Source organism: Dehalococcoidia bacterium, from assembly GCA_035574915.1.
Lineage (GTDB): Bacteria > Chloroflexota > Dehalococcoidia > DSTF01 > WHTK01 > DATLYJ01.
Window position 1 is genome coordinate 1 of record DATLYJ010000117.1, and the last position, 26,594, is coordinate 26,594.

The 26,594-nt window shown below is 66.3% G+C and carries 24 protein-coding genes; 22 read left to right on the forward strand and 2 right to left on the reverse strand.

What is annotated here, in order from left to right; genetic code table 11:
- Positions 1-715: 715 nt before the first annotated feature.
- From VNN10_11020 to VNN10_11125, 22 genes are all read left to right on the forward strand, one after another.
- Positions 716-1,309, forward strand: a complete 594-nt coding sequence (locus tag VNN10_11020; GenBank protein ID HXH22553.1) for an archaellin/type IV pilin N-terminal domain-containing protein — start codon at positions 716-718, stop codon at positions 1,307-1,309.
- A 116-nt stretch (positions 1,310-1,425) separates the two neighbouring features.
- The gene (locus VNN10_11025) at positions 1,426-2,103 is read left to right on the forward strand and encodes a hypothetical protein (GenBank protein HXH22554.1); all 678 of its coding nucleotides are present in this window, start codon (positions 1,426-1,428) and stop codon (positions 2,101-2,103) included.
- 26 nt (positions 2,104-2,129) lie between these two features.
- Entirely contained in the window at positions 2,130-2,564 is a 435-nt protein-coding gene (locus tag VNN10_11030) for a hypothetical protein (protein HXH22555.1), read from the forward strand.
- A gap of 27 nt (positions 2,565-2,591) precedes the next feature.
- Positions 2,592-3,083: a hypothetical protein gene (locus VNN10_11035; protein ID HXH22556.1), complete on the forward strand. Its 492-nt coding sequence runs from the start codon at positions 2,592-2,594 to the stop codon at positions 3,081-3,083.
- Between the two features lie 8 nt (positions 3,084-3,091).
- On the forward strand, positions 3,092-3,805 hold the full coding sequence (locus VNN10_11040; protein HXH22557.1) for an ATPase domain-containing protein: 714 nt from the start codon (positions 3,092-3,094) through the stop codon (positions 3,803-3,805).
- A 250-nt stretch (positions 3,806-4,055) separates the two neighbouring features.
- Positions 4,056-5,672 (forward strand): type II/IV secretion system ATPase subunit, encoded by a 1,617-nt coding sequence (locus VNN10_11045; GenBank protein ID HXH22558.1) that lies wholly within the window; start codon positions 4,056-4,058, stop codon positions 5,670-5,672.
- Positions 5,623-7,197, forward strand: coding sequence for a hypothetical protein (locus VNN10_11050; protein ID HXH22559.1), 1,575 nt, complete (start codon positions 5,623-5,625; stop codon positions 7,195-7,197). Before VNN10_11045 ends, VNN10_11050 begins: the two co-directional genes overlap by 50 nt.
- A gap of 369 nt (positions 7,198-7,566) precedes the next feature.
- Positions 7,567-8,832 (forward strand): DegT/DnrJ/EryC1/StrS family aminotransferase, encoded by a 1,266-nt coding sequence (locus VNN10_11055; GenBank protein HXH22560.1) that lies wholly within the window; start codon positions 7,567-7,569, stop codon positions 8,830-8,832.
- 141 nt (positions 8,833-8,973) lie between these two features.
- Positions 8,974-10,212 carry an N-acetylglucosamine-6-phosphate deacetylase gene (nagA, locus tag VNN10_11060; protein ID HXH22561.1) on the forward strand — a complete coding sequence of 413 codons (1,239 nt, stop codon included), beginning with the start codon at positions 8,974-8,976 and terminating at the stop codon, positions 10,210-10,212.
- Positions 10,209-11,225, forward strand: coding sequence for a Gfo/Idh/MocA family oxidoreductase (locus tag VNN10_11065; protein ID HXH22562.1), 1,017 nt, complete (start codon positions 10,209-10,211; stop codon positions 11,223-11,225). The genes nagA and VNN10_11065 overlap by 4 nt, the downstream gene beginning before the upstream one ends.
- A 447-nt stretch (positions 11,226-11,672) precedes the next feature.
- A complete protein-coding gene (locus VNN10_11070; protein HXH22563.1) occupies positions 11,673-13,349 on the forward strand; it encodes an ABC transporter substrate-binding protein in 1,677 nt (558 codons plus the stop codon).
- A 7-nt stretch (positions 13,350-13,356) separates the two neighbouring features.
- Positions 13,357-14,307 (forward strand): ABC transporter permease, encoded by a 951-nt coding sequence (locus tag VNN10_11075; GenBank protein HXH22564.1) that lies wholly within the window; start codon positions 13,357-13,359, stop codon positions 14,305-14,307.
- Positions 14,308-14,329: 22 nt separating this feature from the next.
- Positions 14,330-15,253 (forward strand): ABC transporter permease, encoded by a 924-nt coding sequence (locus VNN10_11080; protein ID HXH22565.1) that lies wholly within the window; start codon positions 14,330-14,332, stop codon positions 15,251-15,253.
- A 409-nt stretch (positions 15,254-15,662) separates the two neighbouring features.
- The gene (locus VNN10_11085; GenBank protein HXH22566.1) at positions 15,663-17,351 is read left to right on the forward strand and encodes an ABC transporter substrate-binding protein; all 1,689 of its coding nucleotides are present in this window, start codon (positions 15,663-15,665) and stop codon (positions 17,349-17,351) included.
- 78 nt (positions 17,352-17,429) lie between these two features.
- Positions 17,430-18,440, forward strand: a complete 1,011-nt coding sequence (locus VNN10_11090; protein HXH22567.1) for an ABC transporter permease — start codon at positions 17,430-17,432, stop codon at positions 18,438-18,440.
- Positions 18,437-19,414 carry an ABC transporter permease gene (locus VNN10_11095; protein ID HXH22568.1) on the forward strand — a complete coding sequence of 326 codons (978 nt, stop codon included), beginning with the start codon at positions 18,437-18,439 and terminating at the stop codon, positions 19,412-19,414. Before VNN10_11090 ends, VNN10_11095 begins: the two co-directional genes overlap by 4 nt.
- A gap of 85 nt (positions 19,415-19,499) precedes the next feature.
- Entirely contained in the window at positions 19,500-20,393 is an 894-nt protein-coding gene (locus VNN10_11100) for a hypothetical protein (GenBank protein HXH22569.1), read from the forward strand.
- A complete protein-coding gene (locus tag VNN10_11105) occupies positions 20,393-20,710 on the forward strand; it encodes a 4Fe-4S binding protein (GenBank protein HXH22570.1) in 318 nt (105 codons plus the stop codon). The genes VNN10_11100 and VNN10_11105 overlap by 1 nt, the downstream gene beginning before the upstream one ends.
- A gap of 15 nt (positions 20,711-20,725) precedes the next feature.
- A complete protein-coding gene (locus VNN10_11110; protein HXH22571.1) occupies positions 20,726-21,343 on the forward strand; it encodes a hypothetical protein in 618 nt (205 codons plus the stop codon).
- A 157-nt stretch (positions 21,344-21,500) separates the two neighbouring features.
- Positions 21,501-22,721: a cytochrome P450 gene (locus VNN10_11115; GenBank protein HXH22572.1), complete on the forward strand. Its 1,221-nt coding sequence runs from the start codon at positions 21,501-21,503 to the stop codon at positions 22,719-22,721.
- 60 nt (positions 22,722-22,781) lie between these two features.
- Complete coding sequence (locus VNN10_11120) at positions 22,782-23,612, forward strand: DUF1361 domain-containing protein (GenBank protein ID HXH22573.1); 831 nt, start codon at positions 22,782-22,784, stop codon at positions 23,610-23,612.
- Positions 23,543-24,523 carry a hypothetical protein gene (locus VNN10_11125; protein ID HXH22574.1) on the forward strand — a complete coding sequence of 327 codons (981 nt, stop codon included), beginning with the start codon at positions 23,543-23,545 and terminating at the stop codon, positions 24,521-24,523. The genes VNN10_11120 and VNN10_11125 overlap by 70 nt, the downstream gene beginning before the upstream one ends.
- A gap of 46 nt (positions 24,524-24,569) precedes the next feature.
- Here VNN10_11125 and VNN10_11130 read toward each other — a convergent pair whose 3' ends face one another.
- On the reverse strand, positions 24,570-26,222 hold the full coding sequence (locus VNN10_11130) for a thiamine pyrophosphate-binding protein (protein ID HXH22575.1): 1,653 nt from the start codon (positions 26,220-26,222) through the stop codon (positions 24,570-24,572).
- 98 nt (positions 26,223-26,320) lie between these two features.
- On the reverse strand, positions 26,321-26,594 hold a 274-nt coding region (locus VNN10_11135; GenBank protein HXH22576.1), incomplete at its 5' end, for a hypothetical protein.

Genomic DNA, 26,594 nt, shown 5'->3' on the forward strand with positions numbered 1-26,594 from the left:
GGCGCCAGGGCCGGGGGGGTCGAAGGCGCAGGCGGCGCAGTCGATGGCGGAGCCACGGCGCCGGCCGTGGAAGTCGGAGGCGGGCCGGGAGTGTAGGTAGCGGTCGCTGATGGCGTCGTCGTGGGCGTCGCCGTCGGCGTGCTCGTCTGTGTTTGTGTTGGCGTCGCGGTGGCGGTCGGCGATTGCGTTGAGGTCGGTGGCGGCGCGGTCTGAGTAGCCGTCGGTGACGGCGTTGCGGACGGCGTCGGCGATGGGGTCGGGGACGGCGTCGGAGCGAACGCGAGGAGGCTCGCGGCGGCGATGAGCGCGCCGGCGATCCGTGCCGTCCTCGCAGGGAGTCTTCCTTTATTCATGCGAGTTGTCGCCGCTGCCGCCCCACGGGCGTGGGCCGGTTACATGTCTGGTCGGGCCAGCACGCCGCTCACAAAATCGGGGACTCCCCTATAAAGGCTCCGCGACAGGGCCACGAACATCCCCTAGGCGCCCCTCCCAATGGCCGCGGAGCCGGCCGCGGGTGGGCATCGCATGACGGAGGCAGGAGGCCGGCTGGCCCTTCCCCTTCGGGAAGGCGGACTGGATGTCCAACGGAAGGAGGTCCCGCTGGCAAGCACGAGCAAGAAGTTCGATGACGTCTGAGCCCTCCCGGGAAGGAACCGCGCGAGGGCAGGACAGCCAAATCAGCAGGCAAGCATTTTCAGGACGAGGTGACACAGTAGTGAGTAAGTTCCGAGGCATGGCGAAGAAGGCCATGCGCAACGAGTCCGGCATCACCGGCCTCGAAACCGCAATCATCCTCATCGCCTTCGTGGTCGTGGCGACGGTCTTCGCGTTCGTCGTACTGACCACGGGCATCTTCAGCGCCGAGCGCGGCAAGGAGACGGTGTTCGCCGGCCTCCAGAAGGCGCGCGGCACCATGGAAGTGCGCGGCGGCGTCGTGGTCGAAGCTGCCGGCAGCCCGCTGGCGGTGACTCAGATCTCCTTCCAGGTCGCTACTACCGCCGGCGGCGACCCCATCCCGCTGGACCCGTCGGCGACCAACAACCGGACGGTGATCGCCTACCGCGACGCCTCGACGGTCAACAACGACATGGTCTACACCACGACCGAGATCGTCGGCGACGGCGACCTTCTGCTGGAGCCGGGCGAGCTGTTCACGATCACGATTGCCGCCGCGGACAACGCGGGCACCATCGGCAGCCTGGCGGCTAACTCCCGCTGGACGATCGAAATCCAGACGCCGGTTGGCGCCGTCTTGGACCTCACGCGGTCCATGCCGGCGGAGCTGGCGGCCGTGATGCAGCTGCACTAGGCAGCGTTAGTTTCCCGCCCGGCCGGCGGCCCGCTGCTGGGGTCTCAGGACGGCAGGCCGCCGCCGGGCAGGGATAGCTTCTTCCGAGCGGATCCGGAGGAAGTCATAGGAGCGCAATGGAGGCGAAACTCGCCGCCCTCGAAGAGGAAATAAACATCCTCAAGGGAGAGATCAAGGCGATCCTCCAGGAGGTAAGGACTGCCGTCCTCGCCTCCGAGAACCCTTTTGCGAGCAGCGCCGGCGCCCGCGCCGGGTCCCCGGCGTCCCCGGTGCTGGCGCCCCTGCCCCAGGCCGAAGCCATGCCGGTCGCGGAGGCCCAGACAGAACTCCAGCCAACAGTGAGCGCGCCCCTGCCGGCCTCCCTTGACCGCGTGGAGCCGAAAGGCTCGTCTTACCAGGCGGCGCCCCGGGAGCAGGCCGCCCTCCCGCCCCCAGCGGCTGATTCGCGGCCTACGGCTGACGTCCGCGCCCTGGCGGCCCTCCTAGGGTGGGTCGAGGAGACGCGGGCCAGGCTGGACGAGCGCCGCTACCGCATCGTGCTCGGCCTCGCTTCCTATGGCGGCCTCCTCGATGAGGACCTGGAAAGGACGCTGGTCGAGGCCGGCGAGACGGTGCAGGGGCCGGCCAAAGACGCGCCCGCGTCGATGAACGACTCGATAGTCGCGCTCCGGCAGCTGGAGGCCATCCTTACGCCACTGCCGCCGGAGAGCGTGCGGCGCCTGTACGAGGTGCGCGCAGACCGGGGGGATGACGACCTGGCCGAGAGGGAGGTGCGGACATCGAGAAGGCGATAGCCACTGTCCTGCTTACGGTTGCCGGAGTGGTAGCCGTCCTCGCCGTCGTGAACTCGCTCATGCCGGCGATTTCGCGTGCGAGCAACTCCATCGTCATGTCCTCGGACGCGGCGGAAGGGCGGATTGCCACTCAGATCGAAGTGATCCACGCCACCGGCACGGACGGCAGCGCCACAGTAACGGCCTGGGCGAAGAACACGGGCGCGGCGACCGTGGCGCCGCTGAGCCGCGTGGACGTCTTCTTCGGGCCGGAAGGCGACTTCGTCCGCCTGCCACAGGGTGACTCCAACTGCACGGCGCCATGCTGGTACTACTCGCTCGAAAACGACACAGCCTGGAACCCGACCGCCACCCTTCGCATCAACATCGTCTGGGACGCGAACCTGGCGGCCGGCACCACCTATTACATCAAGGTCGTCGCGCCGAACGGCATCAGCGACGCCCGTTTCTTCACGGTGTAGACGTTGGACTCCAGCATCCCGGCCCTGGTGATCGGAGCTGTCCTGTTGCTCGCGGCCACGTTTCTATCGCGGAGCAGCATCACGACCTACGACCGCCTCGGCCAGCAGATCAAGGGCATCGAGGCCCGCGCCGGCGAGCAGGCGCGGACGCGGCTGGCGATCACCAGCACCTCGTTGGACGTGCCACACGCGGTCCTCACTGTCCAGGTCCGCAACGATGGCCAGACCAACCTCAGCGCCTGGGAAGCGATGGATGTCATCGTCACTTACAGCGACGCCACCCTGCCCACGCCCGTGCGCCGCACGGTTTACCTGACCTACACCAGCGGGCCGCTGACGGATAACACGTGGACCGTGACTCTCATCTCTCCCGACTCCTTCGAGCCAGGCATCCTCAATCCGGGCGAGACGGCAACTTTGACGATTCGACTCAATCCCGCCGTCGGCCTGGCTACGTCAAACGTCATCGTCATCGCAGCGGAGAACGGTGTCACTGTGACTGCCGTCTTCGCCGGATAGGGAGCGCCATGGTGTCTTACGCGGGTACACGGCACAGGCTCGTAACCACAGGCATGACCGAGATCGACAAGAAGATCGGCGGCGGGATCCCCGAAGGGTCCTTCACGCTGATCGACGGACAGTCGGAAGCCGGCAAGAGCGTCCTCGCCCAGCAATTCATGTGGGGCGCCCTCAACAGCGGCTTCAAGGTGGCGCTGTACTCCACGGAGGACACGATTCCGAGCTTCCTGCGCCAGATGGCCAGCCTGTCCTTCGACGTCACAGACTTCTTTCTCCTGGGCCGGCTGAATGTGTATCCGGTCTCGAGTAGCTTCGCGCAAAGCTCACAGAGGGCCTTCGACACGCTTCTCGATCACATGGCCACGCTCTCCGACTTCAATTTGATCGTGGTCGACTCGCTGACGGCCTTCGTGAGCCACGCCAGCGAACAGGACACGCTCGACTTCTTTTCCGCAGCCAAGGAAGTCTGCGGCGCGCAGCACAAGACCATGATGACGACCATGCATTCGTATGCGGTGAACGACCAACTCCTCCTGCGGATCAGGTCGATCTGTGACGCCCACCTGCGCGTCCGCGTCGAGGAAGTTGGAGCACAGCTGATGAAGGCGCTCGAGGTGTCCAAGGTCCGGGGCGCGACCAAGCAGACAGGCAACATCGTCAACTTCGACATAGAGCCGCACGTCGGTATCCGGATCATCCCGGTGACGAGGGCGAAAGCGTGATGGCAAGCGGGCAGCTCGTTAGTCCGCCACGCCGTGAGAAGCGGGGGCTTCGTCTGCTGCGGCCTATCGCGATGGCAGAGTCGCGGGTGAGCAGGCGCGCGCCAAATCGCGCCGGGCTGCCGGCGACGCGAGCCTGGGCCTATCGCGGGCGCAATGAGCTCACGACGGCGTGCGAGTGCGGAGACGCTGCCTGATGGTCGCCCGACACCGATCCGCGCCAGGTATGCCCTCCCCGGCCTTGCTGGATGCGATGTCCCGCGCGCCGCATCTCCTGCGCTATGTGGAGAGCCTGCCGCCCGAGTTGCCTGCCCCTGACTACTACGAAGAGGCGACCAAGAGCCTCGCCAACATCACGGACCGCAACCTGATCTACCGGGTCAGCGATGAGCTGTTCGTCCACATACTCACGGACCCGAACGATGCCCGCGACTACTACATCTCAATAGAGCCGACCTGGGGAATGGAGTTGTCCGGCGTCTTGCAGGTCCTGGAGCCGGCGCTGCTGGACTACGTGGACGAGCTCGAGGCGGCGCACAACGACGAGCAAAAGATTGCCGTGCTGGTCTCGGCCGCGGACGAGGTCTTTGGCGGCGGCCTGATACGCCGCGGCGGACGCAAGGGCTTCATGAGCTTCGGCGGCGGCAAGTCCCGGGCGTCAGCGCCGGTCAGGGTCACGCCTGAGACGCTGGAAGCCGTGAAGTACCTCCTTGTTCGCGACAAGATAGGGATGGGCGTGCTGGAGCCGCTCATCCGCGACCCCCACATCGAGGACATAAGCTGCAGCGGCCTAGGGCCGATCTACCTCGAGCACAAGATCTTCAAGGCCTTGAAGTCGAACATCACATTCGACGAGTCCAGGGTCCTGGATGAGTTCGTCGTGCGCCTGGCTGAGAAGGTCAAGCGCCCCGTCACCTACCGCCGGCCAGTCTCAGACGCGACTCTGCCGGACGGCAGCCGCATCAACATCGTCTTCGGTTCCGACATCTCGATGCGGGGCAGCAACTTCACCATCCGTAAGTTCACGGCGGTGCCCCTGAGCATCCTGGACATCATCGAGAGCGGGGGCCTGAGCTTCGAGATGGCCGCCTACCTTTCGCTGGTGGTCTCGGAGGGCATGAACTTCTTCGTGTCCGGGGAGACGGCCTCGGGCAAGACCACGCTTCTTAACGCCCTCAGCGCCTTCTTCCGGCCAGAACACAAGATCGTCACCATCGAGGACACCCCCGAGGTTCAGATACCGCACCCGAACTGGACTCGCGAAGTCGTCAAGTTCGGCGTCGACAATGGCGGAGGCGTGACGATGTTCGACCTGCTCAAGGCCGCCCTGCGCCAGCGCCCTAACGAGATAGTCATCGGTGAGATCCGCGGCGAGGAAGGCCTGATTGCCTTCCAGGCAATGCAGACCGGTCACGCGGTCTGCGCGACCTTCCACGCTTCCACAGTGGAGAAGCTGATTCAGCGTCTCACGGGCAGCCCCATCAACGTGCCCAAGCAGTACATCGACAACCTCAACATCGTGTGTCTTTGCAGTGCCGTCCGCCTGCCGAACGGGAAGTTGGGCCGCCGGATCACGAGCATCAACGAACTCGTCGGCTATGACGCCGAGACAGACTCCTTCTCCTTCATCGAAGTCTATCGCTGGAACGCGCACAACGACACGCATGAAGCGACGGGCGACATGAACAGCTACATCCTCGAGAACGTGATCGCCGAGCGGCGAGGTATCGCCCCCGAGAACAAGAGGGTGATTTACGACGAAGTCCAGCGCAGGGCGATGCTCTTCGAGAGACTCCTGACCGCGGGCAAGACGAACTTCTATGAGCTTTATCACGCGTTCTCTCAGGCTACCAGGCAAGGTCTCCTCTAGCCCGGAGGAGGCCAGGGCCCGCAAGGAGGCGAAGGAAGACCCGTTCGCCGAGGTCTCTCTCTTTGCCCGCGAGCCGATCGACTTCGACCTGATCACCCAGCTGACGCACATGTCCGGCGTCGCAACGTCCGGCCTGGCGCGCGACAAGCTCTTCGAAGGTACGGCTGAACTCGACTACAGCACCTCCAAGTACTTTCGCCGCGTGCACCGGGTAGCTCGTCGCCTCAATTATGACTACTCGCGGGCCTGCGAGATGGTCGCCGAGCACGTGAAGCGCGACAGCATCCAGAACCTTCTCCTGCACTTCGCGACGGCGCTGTCCTCGGGCGAGAGCGAGGCGGCGTTCCTGGAACGTGAGACGGAGGTCCAGCTGGAGCTGTACGGAAAGAAGTACGAGCGCGATATGGAGTCCTTGAAGAAGTGGACAGACGCCTACGTCGCGCTCATGGTCTCGACGACGCTCATCGTTGTGATCACACTCGTCTCGATGATCATCTACCCCTTTGGCATGGCGGCCATTTTCGGACTGGCGAGCATCGTGATGATCGCCACCACGGCTGGGGCCTGGGTGATCTTTGCGGTGTCTCCGCATGAAGTGAAGACGCACCGGCTGCAGCGACGGTCGGCCGAGCAGACACAGATGGAGGCCATGGCACCGGTGCTGATCACGGCCGCAGGCGGGGCGCTCGCGGGCATATGGATGCTCTTCGGCATGGGGCTGGCGCTGATCGTTAGCGCCGTCTGCCTGGCACCCATCGGCTTTCTGGCCTGGCGCGACGACCAGCGCATCGACAGGCGCGACCGCGACCTCGCGGTGTTCCTGCGCGGCCTCGGCAGCGTAATGGGCGCCTCGACCACGACCGTCGCGGAGGGGCTGAGGCGGATGAACCGCAAGGCGCTGGGCGCCATGGAGCCGCACGTCCACCGCCTGTACGTGCGCCTGAGCAACGACATCTCGCCAGAGCTGACCTGGCTCCGCCTGTGCGGTGAGACCGGCTCCGAGTTGGTTACGCGCTCGGTGCGCATCTTCTGGGACGGCGTGCGCACCGGTGGCGACCCCACCGTCGTGGGATCGCTGGCAGCCTCTTTCGCCCAGAAGGTGTCCCTCATGCGCCAGACGCGGGCGTTGGTTGCCAACACGTTCATGTTCGTCGTCGTGCCGATGCACGCGGCATTGCTCGGGATACTGCTTTTCGTGACCCAGGTGATGCGCATCTTCGGGGAACAGCTTGCGGCGGTGCAGGACGAAAACCTGAGCTCAGACATCGTCCGGGAAGCGGGGGTGAACAGCTTCATCACCTTCGCCGCCCCTGACTTCGGGCTGATCGGCCTCTTCGTCTCGATCTCGATCGGTATGCTGACCATCGCCAACTCGTTCGCGCCCTACGCGGCTTCAGGCGGGCACAAGTTCAAGTTCTTTGCTTTCGCGGCGGTGATGATGCTCCTCTCCGGCCTCGCGATGCTGACGGTGCCGCCCCTGGTAGACGGTCTCTTCCAGCGCGTGGCCGAGACGCCGGGGGCATAGAGCCAGACCCGCCGGGCCGGCGAGCTCCGACGCCGGTGCCGGGCGCGCCGGCCTCACGGCCGGACAGGCACGCTGTTTGTCCTCGGATGCCTGGGGCGGCGCATCCGGCGCTCCTGGAAGTGCCTGCTTCGAAGCAGGGGCGGGCGACCGTCGCTCCGAGCTCGACGGCGAAGGCAGGGCCGCCTCTTCCCGAAGCGATATGATTTGATCGCGCCGGCAGCAATCCAGCGGCTGATGGTCGATGGGTGAACGCGGCGGGATCAAGGCTGGTTTCCTTGAAGTACTCGGGCCGCACGCTCTGCGCCATCCTGGTGCTCATGGGCTAGCTGTCATGCTCGTTCGCTGCGATTCCAGGCGAGGTGAGGAGCTATGACCAACCGGCGAAGCGATGAACTGGCCATTAACGGCGGGGCGCCCGTGCGGGTCCGTCCCCTAAACACCGCCAAGGGGCTGAGTTATCTGGACGAGGAGGAGATCAGGGCGGCGACAGAGGTGCTCCGAAGCCGGTCACTCTTCCGGTATTACGGGCCGGACCTCCTGAGGAAGGTAGAGGCGTTCGAGCACGCGCTGGAGTCGCTCACGGGCGCGAAGTATGCGATCGGCGTCTCTTCCGGGACGGCGGCGCTGCAATGCGGCCTGGTTGGCTTGAGGGTGCAGGCCGGCGACGAGGTCGTGGTGCCGGCCGTCACGTTCATCGCGACCGTCGGCGTCGTCGTGAACGCCCGCGCCGTGCCTGTGTTCGCCGAAGTCGACGAGTCGCTGAACCTGGACCCCCGGTCGCTGGAGGACTGCATAACGGAGAAGACGAAGGCTGTCATCCCGGTGCACCTCTCGAACGTCCCCTGCGACATGGACGGCATCATGGCGGTCGCGCGGCGGCACGGGATCAAGGTGCTGGAAGACGCCGCCCAGGCCATAGGCGTGCGCTACAAGGGGCGCTACGTCGGGACCATCGGCGACGCTGGCGCTTATAGCCTGCAGCTCGACAAGAACATCACCAGCGGCGAGGGCGGCGCCCTCGTCACGGACGACTGGGAGATCTACGACCGCGCCGTGCGCTACCAGGACCAGGGAGGGCAGTTCACGACCTCGAAGGGGGACGTGCGGGACCACACGTCCGGGGAGCCTTTCATCGGCCTGAACCTGCGCATGAACGAGATCGCCGGCGCCATCGCCGAAGTGCAGGTGCGCCGGTTGCCGGAGATGATCGCCGAAATGCGCGCGCGGGCACAGTCGATCCGGCGCAGGCTCAGCGACCTGCCCGTGGAGTGGCGCAGGATCCCGGACGAAGAGGGCGAAGGCGGCAGCTTGACGATGTTCTTCGAGACCCCGGAGATGGCAGACCGGTTCGCAGAGGCGCTGCGGGCGGAAGGGATACCAGCCGGCAAGGTCTACGGCGGCCGGCCCGTGTATGCGAACCCGGCGGTCCTGGCCCAGCGCACGCCCTGGGAGCGTGGCGCCCCCTTCAACTCCACCGAGTTCCCAACGGACCGCAAGTACTACATGGGGATGTGCCCCCGGAGCGAAGACCTGCTCTCGCGCTCGATGTCGATCCAACTGGGCCCGCAACTGGACGACGAAGACGAGAACGACATCGTGCGCGCCGTGCGGAAGGTCGCCGAACACCTGCTTTAGGTTCCGGCAGTCTCGCATTCGGGCAGTCCGGCATGTCTGCGCGGACGGTTGGCCCTCCAACTAGGACGGTAGAAAACGGGCCGGAGCGCTGGCCGGGCCGCGATATCCGCGCTGGCCGCAGGCCTGTCCAATGCGGGCCGCTTGCTTGTCATTCTGAGGCGTTCACCGAAGAATCTCGATATGTCGCTGTGGTACGTGCGCGCCCGGAAGCTCGTCACGCCCGCCGGCGTCATCGAGGCCGGGGCCGTCCGGGTCGACGACGGCCGGATTGATGCGGTCGGCAGCGCCTGGGATCTGATCCCGCCCTCCGGTCGCCTGCCACCAGACACGACTGTCATCTCCGCCGCGATCGTCATGCCGGGCTTCATCGACCTGCACGTGCACGGCTTTGGCGGCCTTGCCCTGGGCGGCGGCGCCGAGGCGGCGCGCGAGGCCTCGCGCCTGGTCGCCAGCACCGGAGTCACCACCTGGTACGCAGGCCTGGGCCACGGCGCGACATTCGAGGAGGTCGAGGCGAGCGTCGTCGCCGCCGCATCGGTCGTAGGGAGCCCAACGGGAGGGGCCCGGCTGGCCGGCATCTTCATGGAGGGGCCATACATCAGCGTGGAGAAGCGGGGCGCCTGGAACGCCGCGCACCTGCGCTCGCCTTCACTCGCTGAGCTGGCCCGGCTGGTGGAGGCTTCGGGACGAGCGATACGGCGCTTCAACGTGGCGCCAGAGCTGCCCGGGGCGCTCGATTTCATTCGCGCGGCCCGCGAGCGAGGCATCGCGGTCTCCCTGGGACACTCGAACGCCACCTACGAACAGGCCCTGGCGGGCATCGAGGCGGGCGCCTCGATCGCGAACCACACTTACAACGCCATGTCTGGCCTCGACCACAGGGCGCCCGGCCTCGTGGGCGCGGCCCTGAGCCGCGACGAGCTCCTGGCGGAGCTGATCCTGGACGGCGTGCACGTTCACCCGGCGGCGGCCCGGGCCCTGTTTCGGGCGCGAGGCGCCGCCGGGGTGGCGCTGATTACGGACGGGTCGCAGATGACGGGGATGGCGGACGGCACCTACGAGCGCGGCGGGCGCACGCTGATCGTCGCCGGGGGCGCCTGCCGCCTGCCGGACGGTACCCTTGCCGGCAGCATATCGACCTTCGACCGCGACCTGCGGAACGCGCGGGCCTGGCTGACGGACGACCTCTGCGAGCTGGCCGCGATGTCCGCTACCAACGCCGCCCGCACCTTGGGCATCGACGGGGAGACCGGGACGATCGCGCCGGGGCTGAGAGCAGACCTGGTCCTCATGGACGAGGGCCTCAACGTGCAGGCCACGGTGGTCGCGGGCGAGGTGGTGTGGCGCCAGGAGGGCGCGGTCCTGGAGGCGCTGCCGTGACCGGCCCGTTGCGGATCGGGGTGATCGGCGCGGGGCTAATCGCCACCCGGGCGCACCTGCCGGCGTACGCCGCCTGCGAAGACGCCCGCGTCGTCGCCATCGCCAGCGGCCGGGTAGACAGGGCGCGAGAGACCGCGGCTCAGTTCGGCGTCCCGCGGATCCACGAGCGCTGGCAAGACCTCATCGCAGACCCGGCCGTGGACGCCGTCGACATCTGCGCGCCGAACCATCTCCATGCGGAGATGGCCGTCGCCGCGGCAAGGGCGGGCAAGCATGTGCTCGTCGAGAAGCCGATGGCGCTGTCGCTGGCCGAGGCGGATGCCATGATCGAGGCGGCGGGCGCCACGGGAGTCACCCTCATGGTCGCCCACAACCTGCGGTTCGTGCCCGTGTACCGTCAGGTCAAGCGCGTGATAGCGGACGGCGAGATCGGCCGCCCCCTGGCAGCCCGCGGCGTATTCATGCACGCCGGGCCGGACGAATTCTGGGGAGCAGAGTCGGACTGGTTCTGGGACGAACGCGCCGGCGGCGGATCCTTGCTCGACATGGGCGTGCACATGATCGACCTCATGCGCTGGTTCTTCGACGAACCGGTCATCGAAGTCATGGCAATGACCTCGCGCATCCTCAGACCGACCCCTTTCGACGACAACGCTATCGTGCTGATGCGTTTCGCCGGCGGAGCCATCGCCAGCGTGCAGTCCTCGTGGTCGGCCAGGCCGGAGCCGGACCGGCAGGTCACGGTCCACGGCGAGAAAGGCTACGTGGCCATGGGACGGACGCCGGCCGAACCGCTCTACGCCAAGGTCAAGGAGGGCGACAGCGTTCGCCACTACGTCCCGGACGCTCCCCTTCCAGGACTGGACCAGAACCCGATCGCGCACTTCGTCCGCTGCGTCCTCTCGCGGGAGACGCCTCTGACCAGCGGGAAGGAGGGCCGTCGCACGCTGGCAGTGACCCTGGCCGCGTACCAGTCAGCGCGGAGCGGGCAGTCGGTCAAACTCGACGGCTAGCCCGACTCCCTTTCCCTGAAAGCCCGGCTCTGCCTGGCCCGCTGTAACTTCCTCCGTTCGTCCCTTGTGCCGTTCCCGGAGAGCCATGCCGTAAGCGCGGAGTTTGCACAGCCTTAACTGGCGAATTTAGGTAAAACTTGACTATTTCCGCCCGCGGTTCATAATCGCGCCAGAATCCGTTGGCCCCTAAAAGGGCCGTATATCTTCTTATAGATGGGGTCTTTGGTTCTTGACAACGAGGCAGACTCCAGCGGGAGGTCAGAGGAACGGGACGCGGACGCCACTTTGCCACGTCCCGTTGTGCTTCGAGCCCCCTGAGCTAATCAGCAGCCCGTAAAACTTGCCGGGAGCGGCGCGCCCTCCGGCGCGAGGGAGGACAAGGATTATCGGACAGACCCGGACAGCCACCTTGGACCGCGACTAAGACCAACCGGAGGTAGTACACACATGTCAACCACGGGCTCTTACTGGAGCAGATTCGCGCAAGGACGGCTGAGCCGGAGGCGCGCGCTTACCGGCGCGGCGGGGTTGGGCATTGGCGCCGCGGCGCTGAGCCTGGTCGGCTGCGGCGGTGGTGGGGACGGGGGCGGTGGCTCCGGAGGCAGCGCCAGTACGCAGGACGAAGGCACGCCGAAACCCGGTGGGACGTACACCTCTGCGTTCACGGGACCCTTCGCCGGCGTCGACCCGCACAACTCCGTCTATGGCGGCTCAGGACTGGTGCCCCTGGGCTACAACTACCTGCTGCGCACCTCCCTCCTGGCACCGCAAGAAGGTGTCATCTTCGACCTGGCGGAGGCCCAGGAGCTTGCGGCGGACAGGGTCACGACGACCTTCAAGATACGCCAGAACGTCATGATTAATCCCAATGGGACGACGGTCCCGGCGCGCGCGCTCGACTCGGAGGACGTGAAACTCAGCTTCGAGCGCGTGCTCAACCCGGCGGCGGCCAGCAACGGTTTCAGCTGGCTGAACGAGTGGGTCGACAAGATGGATACGCCGGACAGGAACACGTTCCGGATCGTGACGAAGGCCCCCTACGCATGGGTGATCAACAACGTCGGCAACAACCTCTACTCGGCCATCGTGCCGAAGGAGTGGCTCACCCACGCCGACCTGCGGAAGACGATCGTCGGCGGCGGTCCTTTCCTTCTGAAGGAGCTGACCGAGGGCAGCCAGGCGGTGATGGACAAGAACCCCACCTACTGGCAGAGCGGCAAGCCCTACCTGGACCGCTACGTGCTCAAGACCTTCGCCGACCTCGCGGCGCACCGCACAGCCTTCCTCGCCGGTCAGGTGGACTACTATCCGGCAGCTAACCCGGACGAGGCGAAGGAGATCCTCAACTCACGCAAGGACGTCGTCTACTTCCAGGACCCGAATTTCGGCTTCAACTCTTTCTGGATGAACGTCCGAGTGAAGCCCTGGGACGACGCGCGCGTGCGGCGGGCGGTCTCGCGGGCGATCAACCGCGACGAGTACATTCAGCTCATCTCGCGGGGCGCGGGCACGCCTGCCGGGATCATCGTGCCGACAATGACCGGCTACGCTCTGCCACAGGACGAGCTCAAGACCAAGCTGCAGCCCTTCAACGTGCAGGACGCAAAGCAGCTATTCGAGGCCGCGGGCGTGAAGGAGTTCAGCGTCACGCACCCCACGAGCTCGAACATGGTGGACTACGTGAACATCTTCGTGCGTCAGATGCAGGCAGCGGGTGTGACGGTGAAGCCCGACCCGCAGGACGCGGGGACCTGGGTCGCCGGCTACTTCCAGAGCCGGCTGACGGCCAGCCTCTCGCTGAACCAGGAGTACGCCAACCCGGACTTCGCCCTGCACTGGTACGTCACGAACGGCATCACCGGAAACGGGCGCTACGACACCGGCTTCAGCGACCCCGAGGTGGACGCCGCTGTGAAGAAAGCGGCCGGCACCCTGGACGAGACGCAACGCAAGGCTGCCTATCTCGAGGCGCAGCGGGTGATCTACGCCAAGGACCCACCGTTCCTGAACTTCTTCAACAAGCCGACCGACTCGGTCTTGATCAAGGCGCTGAAGGGCGTCCACAGGGGCGTGGGTTCGCTAGCGACCGCCTTCTTCCCAGGCTACTGGCTCGACCGGGCCTAGGGCGGCGGTGCGGGACTACATCGTCCGGCGGATTGTCTGGGCGGTGGCGACGATCTGGTTCATCTCGATCGGCGTCTTCGTCCTGCTGCGCGTTTCACCGGGCGACCCGGCGTTGCTGCAGCAGGGCGTGAACGCGACGCCGGAAAAGGTCGCCGCCGTGCGAAAGGAGCTCGGGCTGGACAAGCCCCTGCCGGTGCAGTATCTGCGCTGGGTCGGCAACGCGCTGCAGGGCGACCTAGGGCGTTCGGGCATCACGCAGGTCAGCGTGACCAGCGAGTTCAAGTCGCGCTTTCCGGTCAGCCTGCAGCTCATGATGATGACGCTGGTGTGGGTTGCCCTCTTCGGAGTGACCTTCGGGGCGATCTCGGCCCGCTGGCAGAACTCGGGGTTCGACTACGGCGTGCGCCTGTTCGCGATCTTCGGCCTGTCAGTGCCGGCGTTCTGGGTCGCTACACTGGTCATGCTGATACCGGCGCAATACTGGCATTACGCGCCGCCATCGCTTGGCAAGCCCATCGCGTTCCTGGACGACCCGATCGGCAACATGCAGCAGTTCCTGCCGGCAAGCCTGGTGCTGGCCCTGGGACCGACGGCGACGGTGATGCGGCTGACGCGGTCGACACTCCTGGAGGTGCTGCGCCAGGACTACATACGCACGGCGAGGTCCAAAGGCCTGGGCGAGCGCATGGTGCTCTGGCGCCACGCCCTGCGGAACTCGCTGATTCCAGTCGTCACGGTACTTGGCCTGCTGGCGGCGGGGCTGCTCGGCGGTTCGGTGATCATCGAGCAGATCTTCGCGCTGAGGGGGCTGGGCCTGTACATCTTCCAGGCCCTCCTGCAGAAGGACTACCCCGTGGCGCAGAGTATCGTCCTTTATACGGCCGCGGCGGTGGTGTTTATGAACCTAGCGGTCGACGTGGTTTACGCCGTCTTGGACCCCAGAATCAGATACACATGAGCACAGGGGCGGGAGGCCCGCGATGACCACGCAGACCCCCGTCCTACCGACGGTGGCGGATATCGAGGCGACTGGTGTCGAACGTCGACGGCGGTTCAAGGCGTTCCTTGGCCTCGTTCGAACCAACCCGCTTGGCGCCTTCGGTGGAGTGATCATCGCGGCGACGATTTTCGCCGGGGTTTTCGCGCCGATGATCGCGCCCTACGACATCAACGAGTTTGTTGGAGCGCCCAACCAGTCGCCGTCCGCCAGTCATCCCTTCGGTACAGACAAGCTGGGGCGCGACATCATGAGTCGCGTGCTGCACGGCGCCCGCATCTCTCTCGTGGTAGGCATCCTCGCCGTGGGCCTGGGCACTATTGCCGGCATGACACTCGGGCTCGTTTCGGGATACAAGGGTGGGCCGATCGACACGGTCGTGCAGCGCGCAGTCGACGTGGCCATAGGGTTTCCGCAGCTGATCCTTCTGCTGATCGTGGTCAGGGTCCTGGGCCCGTCGTTGCTGAACGTCGTCTTGGCGATCTCCTTCGGCATCGTGCCCAACGTGGCCCGGGTTGCGCGAGGGGCTACACTGGCAGAGAAGAACAACCTGTACGTCGAGGCGGCGAGAGCCATGGGGGCGAGCGACCTGCGCATCCTCGGCCGGCACCTCGTACCCAACGTCCTCCCGCTGGGCATCGTGGTGGCAACGACGCTCCTGGGTACCGCGATCCTGGCGGAAGCGGCGCTGTCCTTCCTCGGCCTCGGCATCCCACCACCGAACCCCTCGTGGGGCGCGGACATCAGCGCCGCGCGGACCAGCTTCCCGATCAACGCCTGGACGGCCTTCTTCCCCGGCGCCGCGATCAGCCTCTCGGTGCTCGGCTTCAACCTGCTCGGCGACGCGCTGCGCGACATCCTCGATCCGCGCCTGCGAGGCTCGTCCGGCGGCGTCCAGAGGTTCTGAGAGCGGCGGCCAACGCCCGTGGCTGCTCTGCCGCTTTCGCAGGCGCGGCCTCGTAGTCGCGGAGTTTGCACAGCCTTAACTGGCGAATTTAGGTAAAACTTGACTATTTCGGCCCGCGGTTCATAATCGCGCCAGAATCTCTTGGCCCATAAAGGGCCGTATATCTTCTTATAGAAGGAACCTTTGGCCCTTGACACGAGGCAGAACTCCAGCGGGAGGTCAGAGGAACGGGACGCGGACGCCACCTTGCCACGTCCCGTTGTGCTTCGGGCCCCCTGAGCTAATCAGCAGCCCGTAAAACTTGCCGGGAGCGGCGCGCCCTCCGGCGCGAGGGAGGACAAGGATTATCGGACAGACCAGGACAGCCACCTTGGACCGCGACTAAAGACCAACCGGAGGTAGTACACACATGCCAAACACGGGCTCTTACTGGAGCAGATTCGCGCAAGGACGGCTGAGCCGGAGGCGCGCGCTTACCGGCGCGGCGGGGTTGGGCATTGGCGCCGCGGCGCTGAGCCTGGTCGGCTGCGGCGGCGGCGGTGACGGGGGTGGTGGCTCCGGAGGCGGCGCCAGTACGCAGGACGAAGGGACGCCGAAACCCGGTGGCATCTGGAAGCAGGCGACCATCACCCTGCCGACCCACTTCAGCCCCTTCCACCCGGGCGCCGACCCGTCTTTCGCCAACACCTGGCGTCGCGAGACCGGCTACTACGACCGCCTCTGGGCGACGCGGGAGGTACCCGACCCTACCCGCCAGCGCTATGGCAGGCTTGCCGCTTCGTGGGAGGTCGTCGGAGACACCATAGTCAACGTGAAGTTGAACCCGGCGAAGTTCCACAGCATCCCGGGCAACCAGTACGCGACGGGACGTGACCTGACGGCTGAAGACGTGGTCAAGACGGTCGAGTTCCTCAAGGTGCCGCCCGCTTCCGGCGGCTCCTTCATCCAGAGCGGCAAGGACCTCAAGAGCGTCACGGCGGTTGACAACTTAACGCTCCGTTTCGAGATGCACGGGCCTCGCGCTTTCTTCTTCGAGCGCATGAACGTCCTTGTCCCGCCCAAGGAGATGCTGGATGAGCAGATCCTCAAGACGCACCCTCCGGTCGGTACCGGTCCCTTCATGTACAAGGAGCACCGCCAGAACAGCTCCGAGGACGTAGTCCGCAACCCGAACTACTTCGTCAAGGACCGCCCGTACCTGGCCGGCAAGAGCCTCGTCTTCCTGGGCGACGCGGCCGCCATCGAGGCTGCCTTCCGGGCCAATCAGATCGATGACACGCCGGAGAACTGGCCCAACAAGCTCACCGCCGAGACCGTCGCGAAGGACATGGGGTCGAAGATCAAGAACTACACCTACCCTTCGACCAGCGGCATGGCCATGCTCGTCAACATCCACCGCGAGCCGTTCAAGGACATCCGGGTCCGCGAGGCCATCTATCGCGCCATCGACATCGACCGCATCATCAACGTCGTTTTCCTGGGCGACGGCGAGAAGACCTGGTACTTCTCGAACGCCCGCACGGAGCGCTTCCCGGTCGGCCGAAAGGCCGTCGAGCAGTACGTGGGTTACGACCCCAAGAAGGCCGCTGACCTGCTTCGCGCCTCTGGCGCCGACCTCAGCAAGACCTATGAGCTCATGGTTCCGCCCGAGGCCCAGACCTGGGTGGACGGCGGCGGCCTGGTGGCGGAGGACCTGCAGAAGGTCGGCTTCAAGCTGCGCGTCAACCCCGTTGTCCGCAACATCTACCTGCAGCGCGCCGGACCGAAGCCGGGTGACTTCGACATCACGATGACCGTGTTCCTGGACTACCAGTACATGCGCACGAACTCCGGCACCTTCTGGGACAACACGTCCCTCGAGGACCCGGAGGTCGACGCCCTCGTCGACAAGATCGAGGCGACGATCGACGACCAGGCGCGGGCCAAGTTGTCGAACGAGGTCGAGATCATGCTGGCAAAGAAGTACTCGCCCCTGATTCCGATGCTTTCGACGAACCTGCACGGCTCCTACTTCGCCTACATGAAGGGCATCAACTTCGAAGGCAGCCGGTCCGGCCAGGGCAGCTGGCAGATCGACCGCTGGAAGGACCAGGCGTAGTCCACGCCGCGGCGCGGCACTTCGCCGGAAGTGCCGCGCCGCTCTCTCCAATCAGGCCGTAGGGGGGACTGCTTTCCAATGCGTCAGTACGCGGCGCGCCGCATTCTGTTCTTCATACCGGTCGTCCTGATCGTGAGCATCATCACGTTCTTCGGCCTGAACCTGATCCCGGGAGACCCTGCCCTCACCTTTCTCGGCGGCACGATCGAACTCCACGACCTCGAGGCCTACCACAAGGCTCACGGGCTCGAGCACCAGGCGTGCCTCAACAAGCACGACGACGGTGCGCTCGGCAAGATCGGCGCTCTCGATAACTGTGGCCGCATACTGGTGGAGAAGTACTTCACCTGGCTCGGCGGCATGCTCCACGGCGACCCCGGGGACTCACTGCTGGGCGGCGATATCAAGAGCGAGCTAAAGGCCCGGTTTCCGGTGACGCTGCAGATCCTGATCTTCAGCTTCACCTTCACGATGTTCTTTGGCCTGCTGTTCGGCGCCCTTTCGGCGATCTTTCAGGACACGCCACTTGACTACGCGGTCCGCATCTTCAGCATCTTTGGCCTCTCGATACCCTCGTTCTTCTCTCTGACCCTCCTGCTGTTGATCCCGGCAATCCTTTGGAGCTACTCGCCTCCGCTGCGCTACGTGAGCCTGTGGGAGAACCCGGGGGAGTTCCTGCAGAAGGTGCTGCCGCCCACCCTCATCCTGGGCATCGAGGGCTCGGCGGGACTGATGCGGCTGGTGCGCTCGGCGTTGCTGGAGGTGCTGCGCCAGGACTACATCCGCACGGCGCGGGCCAAGGGCCTGCAGGAACGCCTGGTGTTCCTGAGGCACGCCTTCAAGAACGCCATGATCCCCGTACTGACGATCGCAGGCACGCTGATCGCGGGCCTGCTCGGCGGCTCCGTGATCTTGGAGCAGATCATGGCCTTCCAGGGCCTGGGCCAGTACACTTTCCGCGCGGTCACGCAACAGGACTACAACGTAGTCATGACGATGGTCACATACCTCGCCACCGTGGTGGTGACCATGAACCTCGTCGTTGACCTGCTCTACGCTTACGTGGACCCGAGGATTCGCTACCGATGACGACAGCCGAGATCCCAGTCGAGCGTCCGTCGCCGTTCGGGCCGCTGGCCGCCGTCCGGCCCGCTCAGCGGTTCCTCAGCGCGGTCCTGAAGTTCGTCCGCACCAAGCCTTTAGGCGCCTTTGGCGCCCTTCTCGTGGTCTTCTTCGTCTTCATGGCCATGTTCTCGCCCTGGATCGCGCCCTATGACGCCACCCGGTCGGTCGACGCGCCACTGCTGAAGCCGAGCACGGACCACTGGTTGGGCACGGACTCCGTGGGGAAGGATGTCTTCAGCCGCGTGCTCGTCGGCAGTCAGATTTCGCTGGCTATCGCCGTGAGCGTTGTCGCCATCAACGTCACGCTGAGCACTACGCTCGGGCTTCTTGCCGGCTACTTCCAGGGCCCGATCGACTATGTCATCCAGCGCAGCGGCGAGATCTGGTCGGCGTTCCCGGGCCTGATTGCCTTGCTCCTGATAGTTTCGCTCCTCGGCCCGCCGCACACGGAGGGCACCAAGTCCGGTTTCCTGGCGATCTTCCAGATCATGTGGGACATGAGGAACCTGGTGTTCGCGTTCTCGATCGGCGCGGTCTTCGGTGGCTCGCGGATCGTGCGCGGTGTCTCGCTGTCCCTCAAGAACTCCGAGTACGTGACGGCAGCGCGGGCGCTCGGCGCCAGCGACCTGCGCATCATTTTCCGGCACCTGCTGCCCAACGTAATGCCCTACGTCATCGTCGGCGCCACCGCGGGCGTCGGCGCCGTCATCCTCGGAGAGGCCGCCCTGAGCTTCCTGGGACTGGGCGTCGCGCCCGGGACGCCTTCGTGGGGACAGGACCTGAGCGGCCGGAACCGCCAGTTCTTCACCCACGCCTGGTGGATCGCCGTGGCCCCTGGCGCCGCCATCAGCCTCACGGTTCTCGGGTTCAACCTCCTCGGCGACGCGCTGCGTGACGTCCTCGACCCGCGCCTGCGTGGCACGAGGGGTGGACGCTGAGTTCGTTGACAGCCCTCGGGGGCCGCGAAATAATCTCGGTAAATCTGGTGGCGGCTATGCGCCGTGCCCGGACAGGAGCAGCGTAATGAGCGAGCTTATCGAAAAGCTGCGCAACTCACCTTCGCGACGGAACCCGCCTTACAGGCCGCTCGCCCGGATCGACGACGCCGAACGCGAGGCGCTGAAGCGGAAGATCGGCGGCGTGGAGAACTACAACGGCCAGGCGATGCGCGAACTCGTCCAGGCCGCTCCCGATAACCTCGAGCTGCGCAAGGCCATGGTCAGCTCGATCATGAGCGCCGAATTTGCCGGCATCGATGCCTTCAGCCGTAAGGTCGTCGAGTGGCAGGAGTGGGACGTACCCGAGTCCCTCATCCTGGCGATGGCGCGCCAGACGTGGGACGAAGTGCGGCACGCCCAGCTCAGCAAGGGCGTCCTCGAGTCCTACGGGGGCGTGGTCGGCGAATATCCGGACACGCTCGCCGGCGGCCAGGGCGGAGGCGGAGGCCAGGCCCAGGCGGCCGCGCCTGCCCCGGCGAATGGCGGCCAGGCCAACGGCGGCCGGGCGCAGGGCCAGGCAGTCGCGCAGGCCGCGCTCGGCGAGGCGTTCATGCGCAACCCGATCGCCAGCCTCTCCATGACCAACGTCTCCCTGGAGGGCGGCGCCTTGACGCTGTTCAAGGGCACGAGCGAGCTCGGTCGCAAGATCGGCGACCACCTCATGGAGCACTGCTACGACTACAACTGGGCCGACGAGGTCACACACGTCGCCATCGGCGACTACTTCGTGAAGAAGCTCACGGAGGGCGACCCGCAGAAGGAGCGCTTTGCGCTGATGGCGCATGCGCGGCACGAGATGATGCGGGGCAACCTGACGCCAGCGCAGGCAGAGGAACTGAAGGCCTTCTTCGCCGAGGAGATGGAGCGCGCCGGGGAGGCCCTGGTGAGCGAGCAGCCGGCAGCCGGCGGCTATCGTTAGTGGCCTACGTAATCGACCTGAAGGCCTGTATCAACTGCAGCCTCTGCCGCCGCAATTGCCCGACGGAGTGCATCGTCTACTACCGCACGGGCCACCGTACGCACGTCATCGACCCCGAGGGCTGCATCGACTGCGACATCTGCGCCCAGTACTGCCCCGTCGACTGCATCAGCATCGATGCGACCTACGTGCCGGACCCGGTAAAGCTGGAAGCCGCCAAGGAACGCGCGCGGCAGTGGGCGCGCCGGCGGCGGCAGGAGCAACTCGCGGCCCGCGAGGCGGCGAAGCGGACGCTGGCTGCGATCCGGGGGGCATAACCGAAGGAGGCGCGCGTGCCAGAGCTGTGCATCGACACCAGGCAAGTCGGCGGGGCCTTCTCGGTGGACGAGTGCGCGCGCCGCATCATCCATTACCGCTACGCCGAGAAGGCGTGCATGACGGCAGAAGCCGCATGGGCCTCGACCACGCCGAACATGAAGTGCAAGTTCGCCTTCGGCGAACACTGCTACCAGGACTCGGTGCACTATTACTGGCTCGGCCAGCGGCTGCCCGAGCTGAGGGCCGTCGAGGGCGCAGACCTCGATACCCCGCCGACCTTCCGCAGCTCGACACTGGCAGCGCCCCCGAACCCGGAGTTCGAGCGCTTCATCCAGGAGATGCAACTCCAGGACGAGGAGTTGCTGCGCCTGGTGGGGCTCTACCGGGTCCTCAAGACGCACCTCGTCGTCTATTACCGGCACCACATCACCGTCACGGACCCGATCTGCGACGGCCCCTCCGTTCGCATTCTGAAGCACATCCTCCTCGAGGAAGAGGAGCACCTGAAGTGGGGCCAGGCCCTCTACGAGGAACTGGCGGACACGCCGGCGCTGCGGCGCAAGGCTCTGGAGTGGCAGATGCACCTCGAGGAGCTGCTGGCTGCGTCGGGCGGCGTGACGGGCGGGCGCTGACTGCCTCTCTCCCGACGGAGGGCCGCAGCACCGCAGCCGCCGCCGCGAGGGGTCGCATTTCGAGCTCTCGAGCGCCGGTTCCCGCTGCTCCCTTTAGCCCGCTAAGATAAGATAGGTTCGCCCAGATTTTTCCTTCGAGGATGGCCAGCCCGTGGTAATGCTGCTCAATCCCTTCCTGGCGGAGTTCCGGACCAACCCGTATCCGGCGTACAAGATGCTCCGCGAAGCCGACAGGGTGATGTGGCAGGAGATGATGCAGGCCTGGCTGGTCACGGGCTACGACGAGGTCGAGGCGGTCTTGAAGGACCACGGGCGCTTCTCGTCCGAGCGCCAGCGCGCCGCGAACCGGATGGTGGCGCAGCTGATGGACCAGCAGGACCAGGGCATCATGCGCCGCACGGCCACGATGCTCAGCGCCGACCCGCCGAACCACACCCGCATGCGCACGCTGGTGAACAAGGCCTTCACCCCGCGCGCCGTGGAGCAGATGCGGCCGCACATCCAGGAAATCGCGGACGAGCTGCTCGATGCGATACCAGACCCGACGAGCTTCGACATCGTGAAGGACCTGGCAGTCCCGCTGCCGATCATCGTGATCGCGGAGATGCTGGGCGTATCGCCGTCCGACCGCGAGCAGTTCAAGGCCTGGTCGACTGATATCGCCAGCGTACTGGGCAGCTCGGGCCAGCCCCAGGAAGTGCTGCAGCGGGCGCAGCAGAGCTCGCAAGAGCTTTCGGCCTACTTCGCGGGGATCATTGCCGAGCGGCGCGCGGAACCGCGGGAAGACCTGATTTCGGCCCTCATCGCCGCCCGCGACCAGGGTGACCGGCTCACCGAGGACGAATTACTGGCCACCTGTGTCCTTCTGCTTGTCGCCGGCAACGAGACGACGACGAACCTGATCGGCAACGGCATGCTCGCCCTGATGCGCAATCCGGACCAGCGCCGCGAGCTGCAAGAGGACCCCTCGATCATAGCCTCCGCGGTCGAGGAGTTGCTCCGCTACGATGGCCCCGTGCAGGCCACCAGCCGCGTCGCGTTGCAGGACCTCGAATTCGCTGGCAAGCAGATCAAGCAGGGTCAGATCGTGATCACGTTCCTGGGCGCCGCCAACCACGACCCCAAGCAATTCTCCGATCCCGAGAGGCTGGACCTGCGTCGGCCGGACAACCATCACATGGCCTTCGGCCACGGAATTCACTACTGCCTCGGCGCCCCTCTGGCGCGAGTCGAAGGGCAGATCGCGATAAGCACACTGCTACGGCGCTTCCCAGACATCGAGCCGGACTTCGAGCAGCCTGAGTGGGGCAGCTCCTTCATCCTCCGCGGCTTGAAGTCACTGCCCGTGCACAGCCGGCGGGCAACGAAGGCGCGCTGACAGACAACCGATAGTCCCGGCCTGGTTACCATGCCGCCCGCCCCCCTTAAGATGGCGGAGATGCGGGCCTCCCTCAGCCACGCCAGCCTCCGCGTCGCCCTCGCTGTCGCCGGCCTTGCGGGCTTGTCGGCCGCGTGCACGGCGATGCTGGCGTTTCGGATACAGGAGACAGGCTCCGCGCGCTACGCGTTTCTCACCTGGAACCTGATGCTCGCCTGGACGCCGGTGGGGGCATCGCTCGTCGGCGGCGCCCTGCTCCGCACCAGGCGGTCGGCGCTGGCAGTGCTGGCGCTGCCGGTTGCCGGCATCTGGCTACTCTTCCTGCCCAACGCACCTTATCTGGCGACCGACCTCATCCATCTCGGGCCGTCGCCGCTGATACCGCTCTGGTACGACGCCGCCATGCTGGCCATGTACGGCGGGCTGGGAGTCCTCCTGGGCCTCATGTCCCTCCTGCTCATGCATCGCTCCGTGGCGCTATACACGGGAAGGGCCGGAGGCTGGCTGTTCGCCGCCGTCACCCTGGTGTTGACGGCGTTCGGCGTGTACCTGGGACGCTTTCAGCGCCTGAACAGCTGGGAGGTCTTTTCTAGCCCTACGGTCGTACTCCAGGAGGTCTGGACGCACCTGAGCGACCCGCTGGCCTACTCGCGCGCGCTGGAGTTCACCGCGCTGGTCACGCTGCTGCTCGCGACGGCTTACCTGGCCCTTCACGGCGTCGACTTGCGTGTACGCAGCGTCAGGTTGGGTGCTGACACGCACGCAGGGGGCCTTGGGCGGCCCCTATGCTGCCCCCACGAGACTGCCGTGGGAGGAAAACGATGGCCATGGTGGACACCAGGCTCACGAAGGACGACCTGCTCGCGAGAATCCGGAAGCGCGGCCCGCTGACGGACCCCGTGATGCCCGGTTATTCAGGATCGCCGCTCGAGCGGGCCGTCCTGGACGACGGCACGGCGGTCGTGATCAAGCACATCGACCTCGGCCGCGACCTGGCAGCGATCGCCAGCAACGACCGGGGCCGGGCGGCGACGCTCTGGCTCTCCGGCCTCCTCGACCGCCTGCCTCGTTCCATCGACCACGCCACTATGGCGGCCTGGCCGGAAGAAGGCGGCTGGACGCTGGTAATGCGCGACGTGTCCGCCGCGCTCATCGAGGAGTCCCGCGTCCTCACGCGCGACGAGAGCCGCAGGGTGCTGCGCCAGGTAGCCGATTACCATCGCACCCTCGCCGGCGTCCAGCACCAGGACCTCTGCCCTCTGGAAACTCACCTTTCGATGTTCTCGCCGCGCTCTATCGCCCGGCTGGACCAGGAAGCGGAAATAATCATCGCGATCAAGGTCGGCTGGCGGGCATTCGAGAGACTCGCACCCGCCGCCATCCGCGAGGCCGTCCTCCGGCTGCAGTCGGACCCACGGCCGCTGGCGGAGGCGCTCAGGTCGCGCGGCACGACGCTGGTCCATGGCGACCTCTGGTTTTCGAACCTCGGCCTGCTCGAGGACGGGCTCGTGATCCTCGATTGGAGCCTCGCGACGGCCGCGCCGGGCGCACTCGACTTCGCCCTCTTCCTGCTCGGGAACTCGGCCGCCATCGACGCAACCCGCGACGAGATCGTGCGCGATTACCAGGCCGTCTGCGGCGATGCCTTCGACCGCGCGGCGCTAGACCTGGGCCTCCTGGGGGCGTTCGTGGAGTACGGCTGGCTCCTCGCCAACGGCGAGGAGCACGGCTGGGACGAGGGGGCGCTGGCCTGGTGGCTGGACGCCATCAGCCCAGCCCTCGGCCGCCTGCCCGCTGCCTGAACTCCTGCTCCTGTCGGCCTGCTGGCCGGCCGGAGTCTCCTGCTGGCTAACGCGTCAGCCAGGCGAACTGCTGCGGCCGCCGCCGGGCCTGGTTGCTGATCTTCACGTTGATCAGCGACGGGCCGCCGTGCTCGAAGGCGCGCTTGATCGCCGGCTGGAGGTCCCGCGGCTGCTCGACATAGATCCCCAGGCCGCCGAAGGCCTCGATCACGCGCTCGTAGCGCGCGTCCGGGATGTAGGCGCCGGGCACCATGCGCGCCCGCTCCGGGTCGTCCGGGCCGCCGCCGATGCCATTGTTGTTGAACACGATGAAGGTGATCGGCAGGTTGTGGCGGCAGGCGACCTCCACCTCCATGCCGCTGAAGCCGAAGGCCGCGTCTCCCTCGATGTCCACGACGCGTTTCTCCGGGTGCACGACTTGCGCCGCGATCGCGAACGCCAGGCCGACGCCCATGGTGCCCCAGGTGCCGGCGTCCAAGCGGTGGCGGGGCAGGTAGTTGTTCAGCACCTGACGGCCAATGTCCATCGTGCTGGCGCCCTCGCTCACGATCATCGCGTCGCGGGGCAGCATGTCGCGGATCTCCTTGAGGGCGCGGTAGTAGCCCATGGGCACGGAGTCGTCGTTCATCAACTCGGCGTTCCCGGCGACGTTCTCCTGGATCTTCTTCTCGATCCCGGTGCGCCAGGTCGTCTCCGCCGGGTACTGCCAGGGGTGCTCTTCGAGGTACTGGTTGAGCTGGCCCGTGACCGCCTTCGCGTCGCCGACCAGCGCCACCTCCGCGGGCACGTTGCGGCCGATCTCCTCGGCGGCGATGTCCATCTGCACGACGCGGACGTCCGGCCGGAAGCGGGGCGGCAGGCCGAAGTGCATGATCCAGTTCAGCCGCGCGCCGATCAGGAACACGAGGTCGGCGTTCTGCAGCGCGTAGGACCGCGCCGCCCCTACCGAGAGCGGGTGGTCGTCCGGGATCACTCCCTTGCCCATCGGTGAGGCCAGGAAGGGCAACTGCGTCGTCTCGATGAACTTCTGCACATCGGCCTCGGCGCGGGCATAGGCGGCGCCCTTGCCGACGATCACGAGCGGGTTCTGCGCCGTCTTCAGGGCGTCGATGGCCGCGACCACGTTTGCCGGGTCCGCGAGCGTCCGCGGCGGGTCGGGCACGCGCGGGTAGTGCTTGACCGCGTCCTCGTCCACGCTGCCGCTGATCACGTCCCCCATGAGGTCAAGGTAAGCTGGCCCGGGACGGCCAGAGATCGAGTAGCGGACGGCCTGCTCGATGTAGAAGGGCAGGCGGGCGGTGCTCTCCGGCTGGGCCTGGTACTTCACCCAGGGCGCCGCCGCCAGCATCTGCGGCGCCTCCTGGAAGGCGCCCATGCCCATCTGGTAGCTGTCGTTGGCGCCGGCCAGGCAGAGCATGGGCCAGCAGTTGGCCTGGGCGTTGCCCATGCCGGAAATGGCGTTGGTCATGCCCGGGCCCGATACCACCAGACAGGCCCCTGGCCTGCCCGTGAGGTACCCGACGGCGCCGGCGGCGTAGGCGGCCGACTGCTCGTGCCTCATGCCGAGATACTTGATGCCGGCGCGCTGCATGGCGCTGGCGATGGGTGAGACGGGGATGCCGACGATGCCAAAGGCATAGTCGACTCCCTGAGTCTTGAGGCTGCGGGCGATGAGCGTGGCGCCGTCGATCTCGGCCAAGGTCGTCCTCCTGCAAAACTTCGTGGTCGGGGTTCCGCGTGGTCGGGCGTCCGCAGTGTAATGCCGGCGGCCGCTTGGCGCATTCGCCGCGGTCGCCTTCAGTCCACCCCGGCCTCCCGCGACAGAGGGCAACGGCCGCAGCCGCCCTGGCTGCACCACTCGGCGTGCAGGGCGAGCAGGCCCTGTTGCTCCAGGGGCGTGCGCGTCGTCCGGCGGCGGCCGGCGGGCGCCAGGTTCGCCTCCAGGAATGCCGTCTTGCCGTAGGGCGGCAGCGCTGGCAGTGAGGCCGCGAGTTCCAGGCAGCGCCCTTCGAGTTCAGGGCGCACGGCCGCCGCGAAGGGCAACACGGCGTTGAGGAGCACCTCGACCGCG

What these genes read in the sequence shown, in the direction of transcription:
- VNN10_11025 (HXH22554.1), top strand. Translation starts at nt 1,426, where the DNA reads ATGGAGGCGAAACTCGCCGCCCTCGAAGAGGAAATAAACATCCTCAAG.
- VNN10_11040 (HXH22557.1), top strand. Translation starts at nt 3,092, where the DNA reads ATGGTGTCTTACGCGGGTACACGGCACAGGCTCGTAACCACAGGCATG.
- VNN10_11045 (HXH22558.1), top strand. Translation starts at nt 4,056, where the DNA reads ATGTCCCGCGCGCCGCATCTCCTGCGCTATGTGGAGAGCCTGCCGCCC.
- VNN10_11050 (HXH22559.1), top strand. Translation starts at nt 5,623, where the DNA reads ATGAGCTTTATCACGCGTTCTCTCAGGCTACCAGGCAAGGTCTCCTCT.
- VNN10_11055 (HXH22560.1), top strand. Translation starts at nt 7,567, where the DNA reads ATGACCAACCGGCGAAGCGATGAACTGGCCATTAACGGCGGGGCGCCC.
- VNN10_11070 (HXH22563.1), top strand. Translation starts at nt 11,673, where the DNA reads ATGTCAACCACGGGCTCTTACTGGAGCAGATTCGCGCAAGGACGGCTG.
- VNN10_11080 (HXH22565.1), top strand. Translation starts at nt 14,330, where the DNA reads ATGACCACGCAGACCCCCGTCCTACCGACGGTGGCGGATATCGAGGCG.
- VNN10_11085 (HXH22566.1), top strand. Translation starts at nt 15,663, where the DNA reads ATGCCAAACACGGGCTCTTACTGGAGCAGATTCGCGCAAGGACGGCTG.
- VNN10_11090 (HXH22567.1), top strand. Translation starts at nt 17,430, where the DNA reads ATGCGTCAGTACGCGGCGCGCCGCATTCTGTTCTTCATACCGGTCGTC.
- VNN10_11095 (HXH22568.1), top strand. Translation starts at nt 18,437, where the DNA reads ATGACGACAGCCGAGATCCCAGTCGAGCGTCCGTCGCCGTTCGGGCCG.
- VNN10_11100 (HXH22569.1), top strand. Translation starts at nt 19,500, where the DNA reads ATGAGCGAGCTTATCGAAAAGCTGCGCAACTCACCTTCGCGACGGAAC.
- VNN10_11115 (HXH22572.1), top strand. Translation starts at nt 21,501, where the DNA reads ATGCTGCTCAATCCCTTCCTGGCGGAGTTCCGGACCAACCCGTATCCG.
- VNN10_11120 (HXH22573.1), top strand. Translation starts at nt 22,782, where the DNA reads ATGCGGGCCTCCCTCAGCCACGCCAGCCTCCGCGTCGCCCTCGCTGTC.
- VNN10_11125 (HXH22574.1), top strand. Translation starts at nt 23,543, where the DNA reads ATGGCCATGGTGGACACCAGGCTCACGAAGGACGACCTGCTCGCGAGA.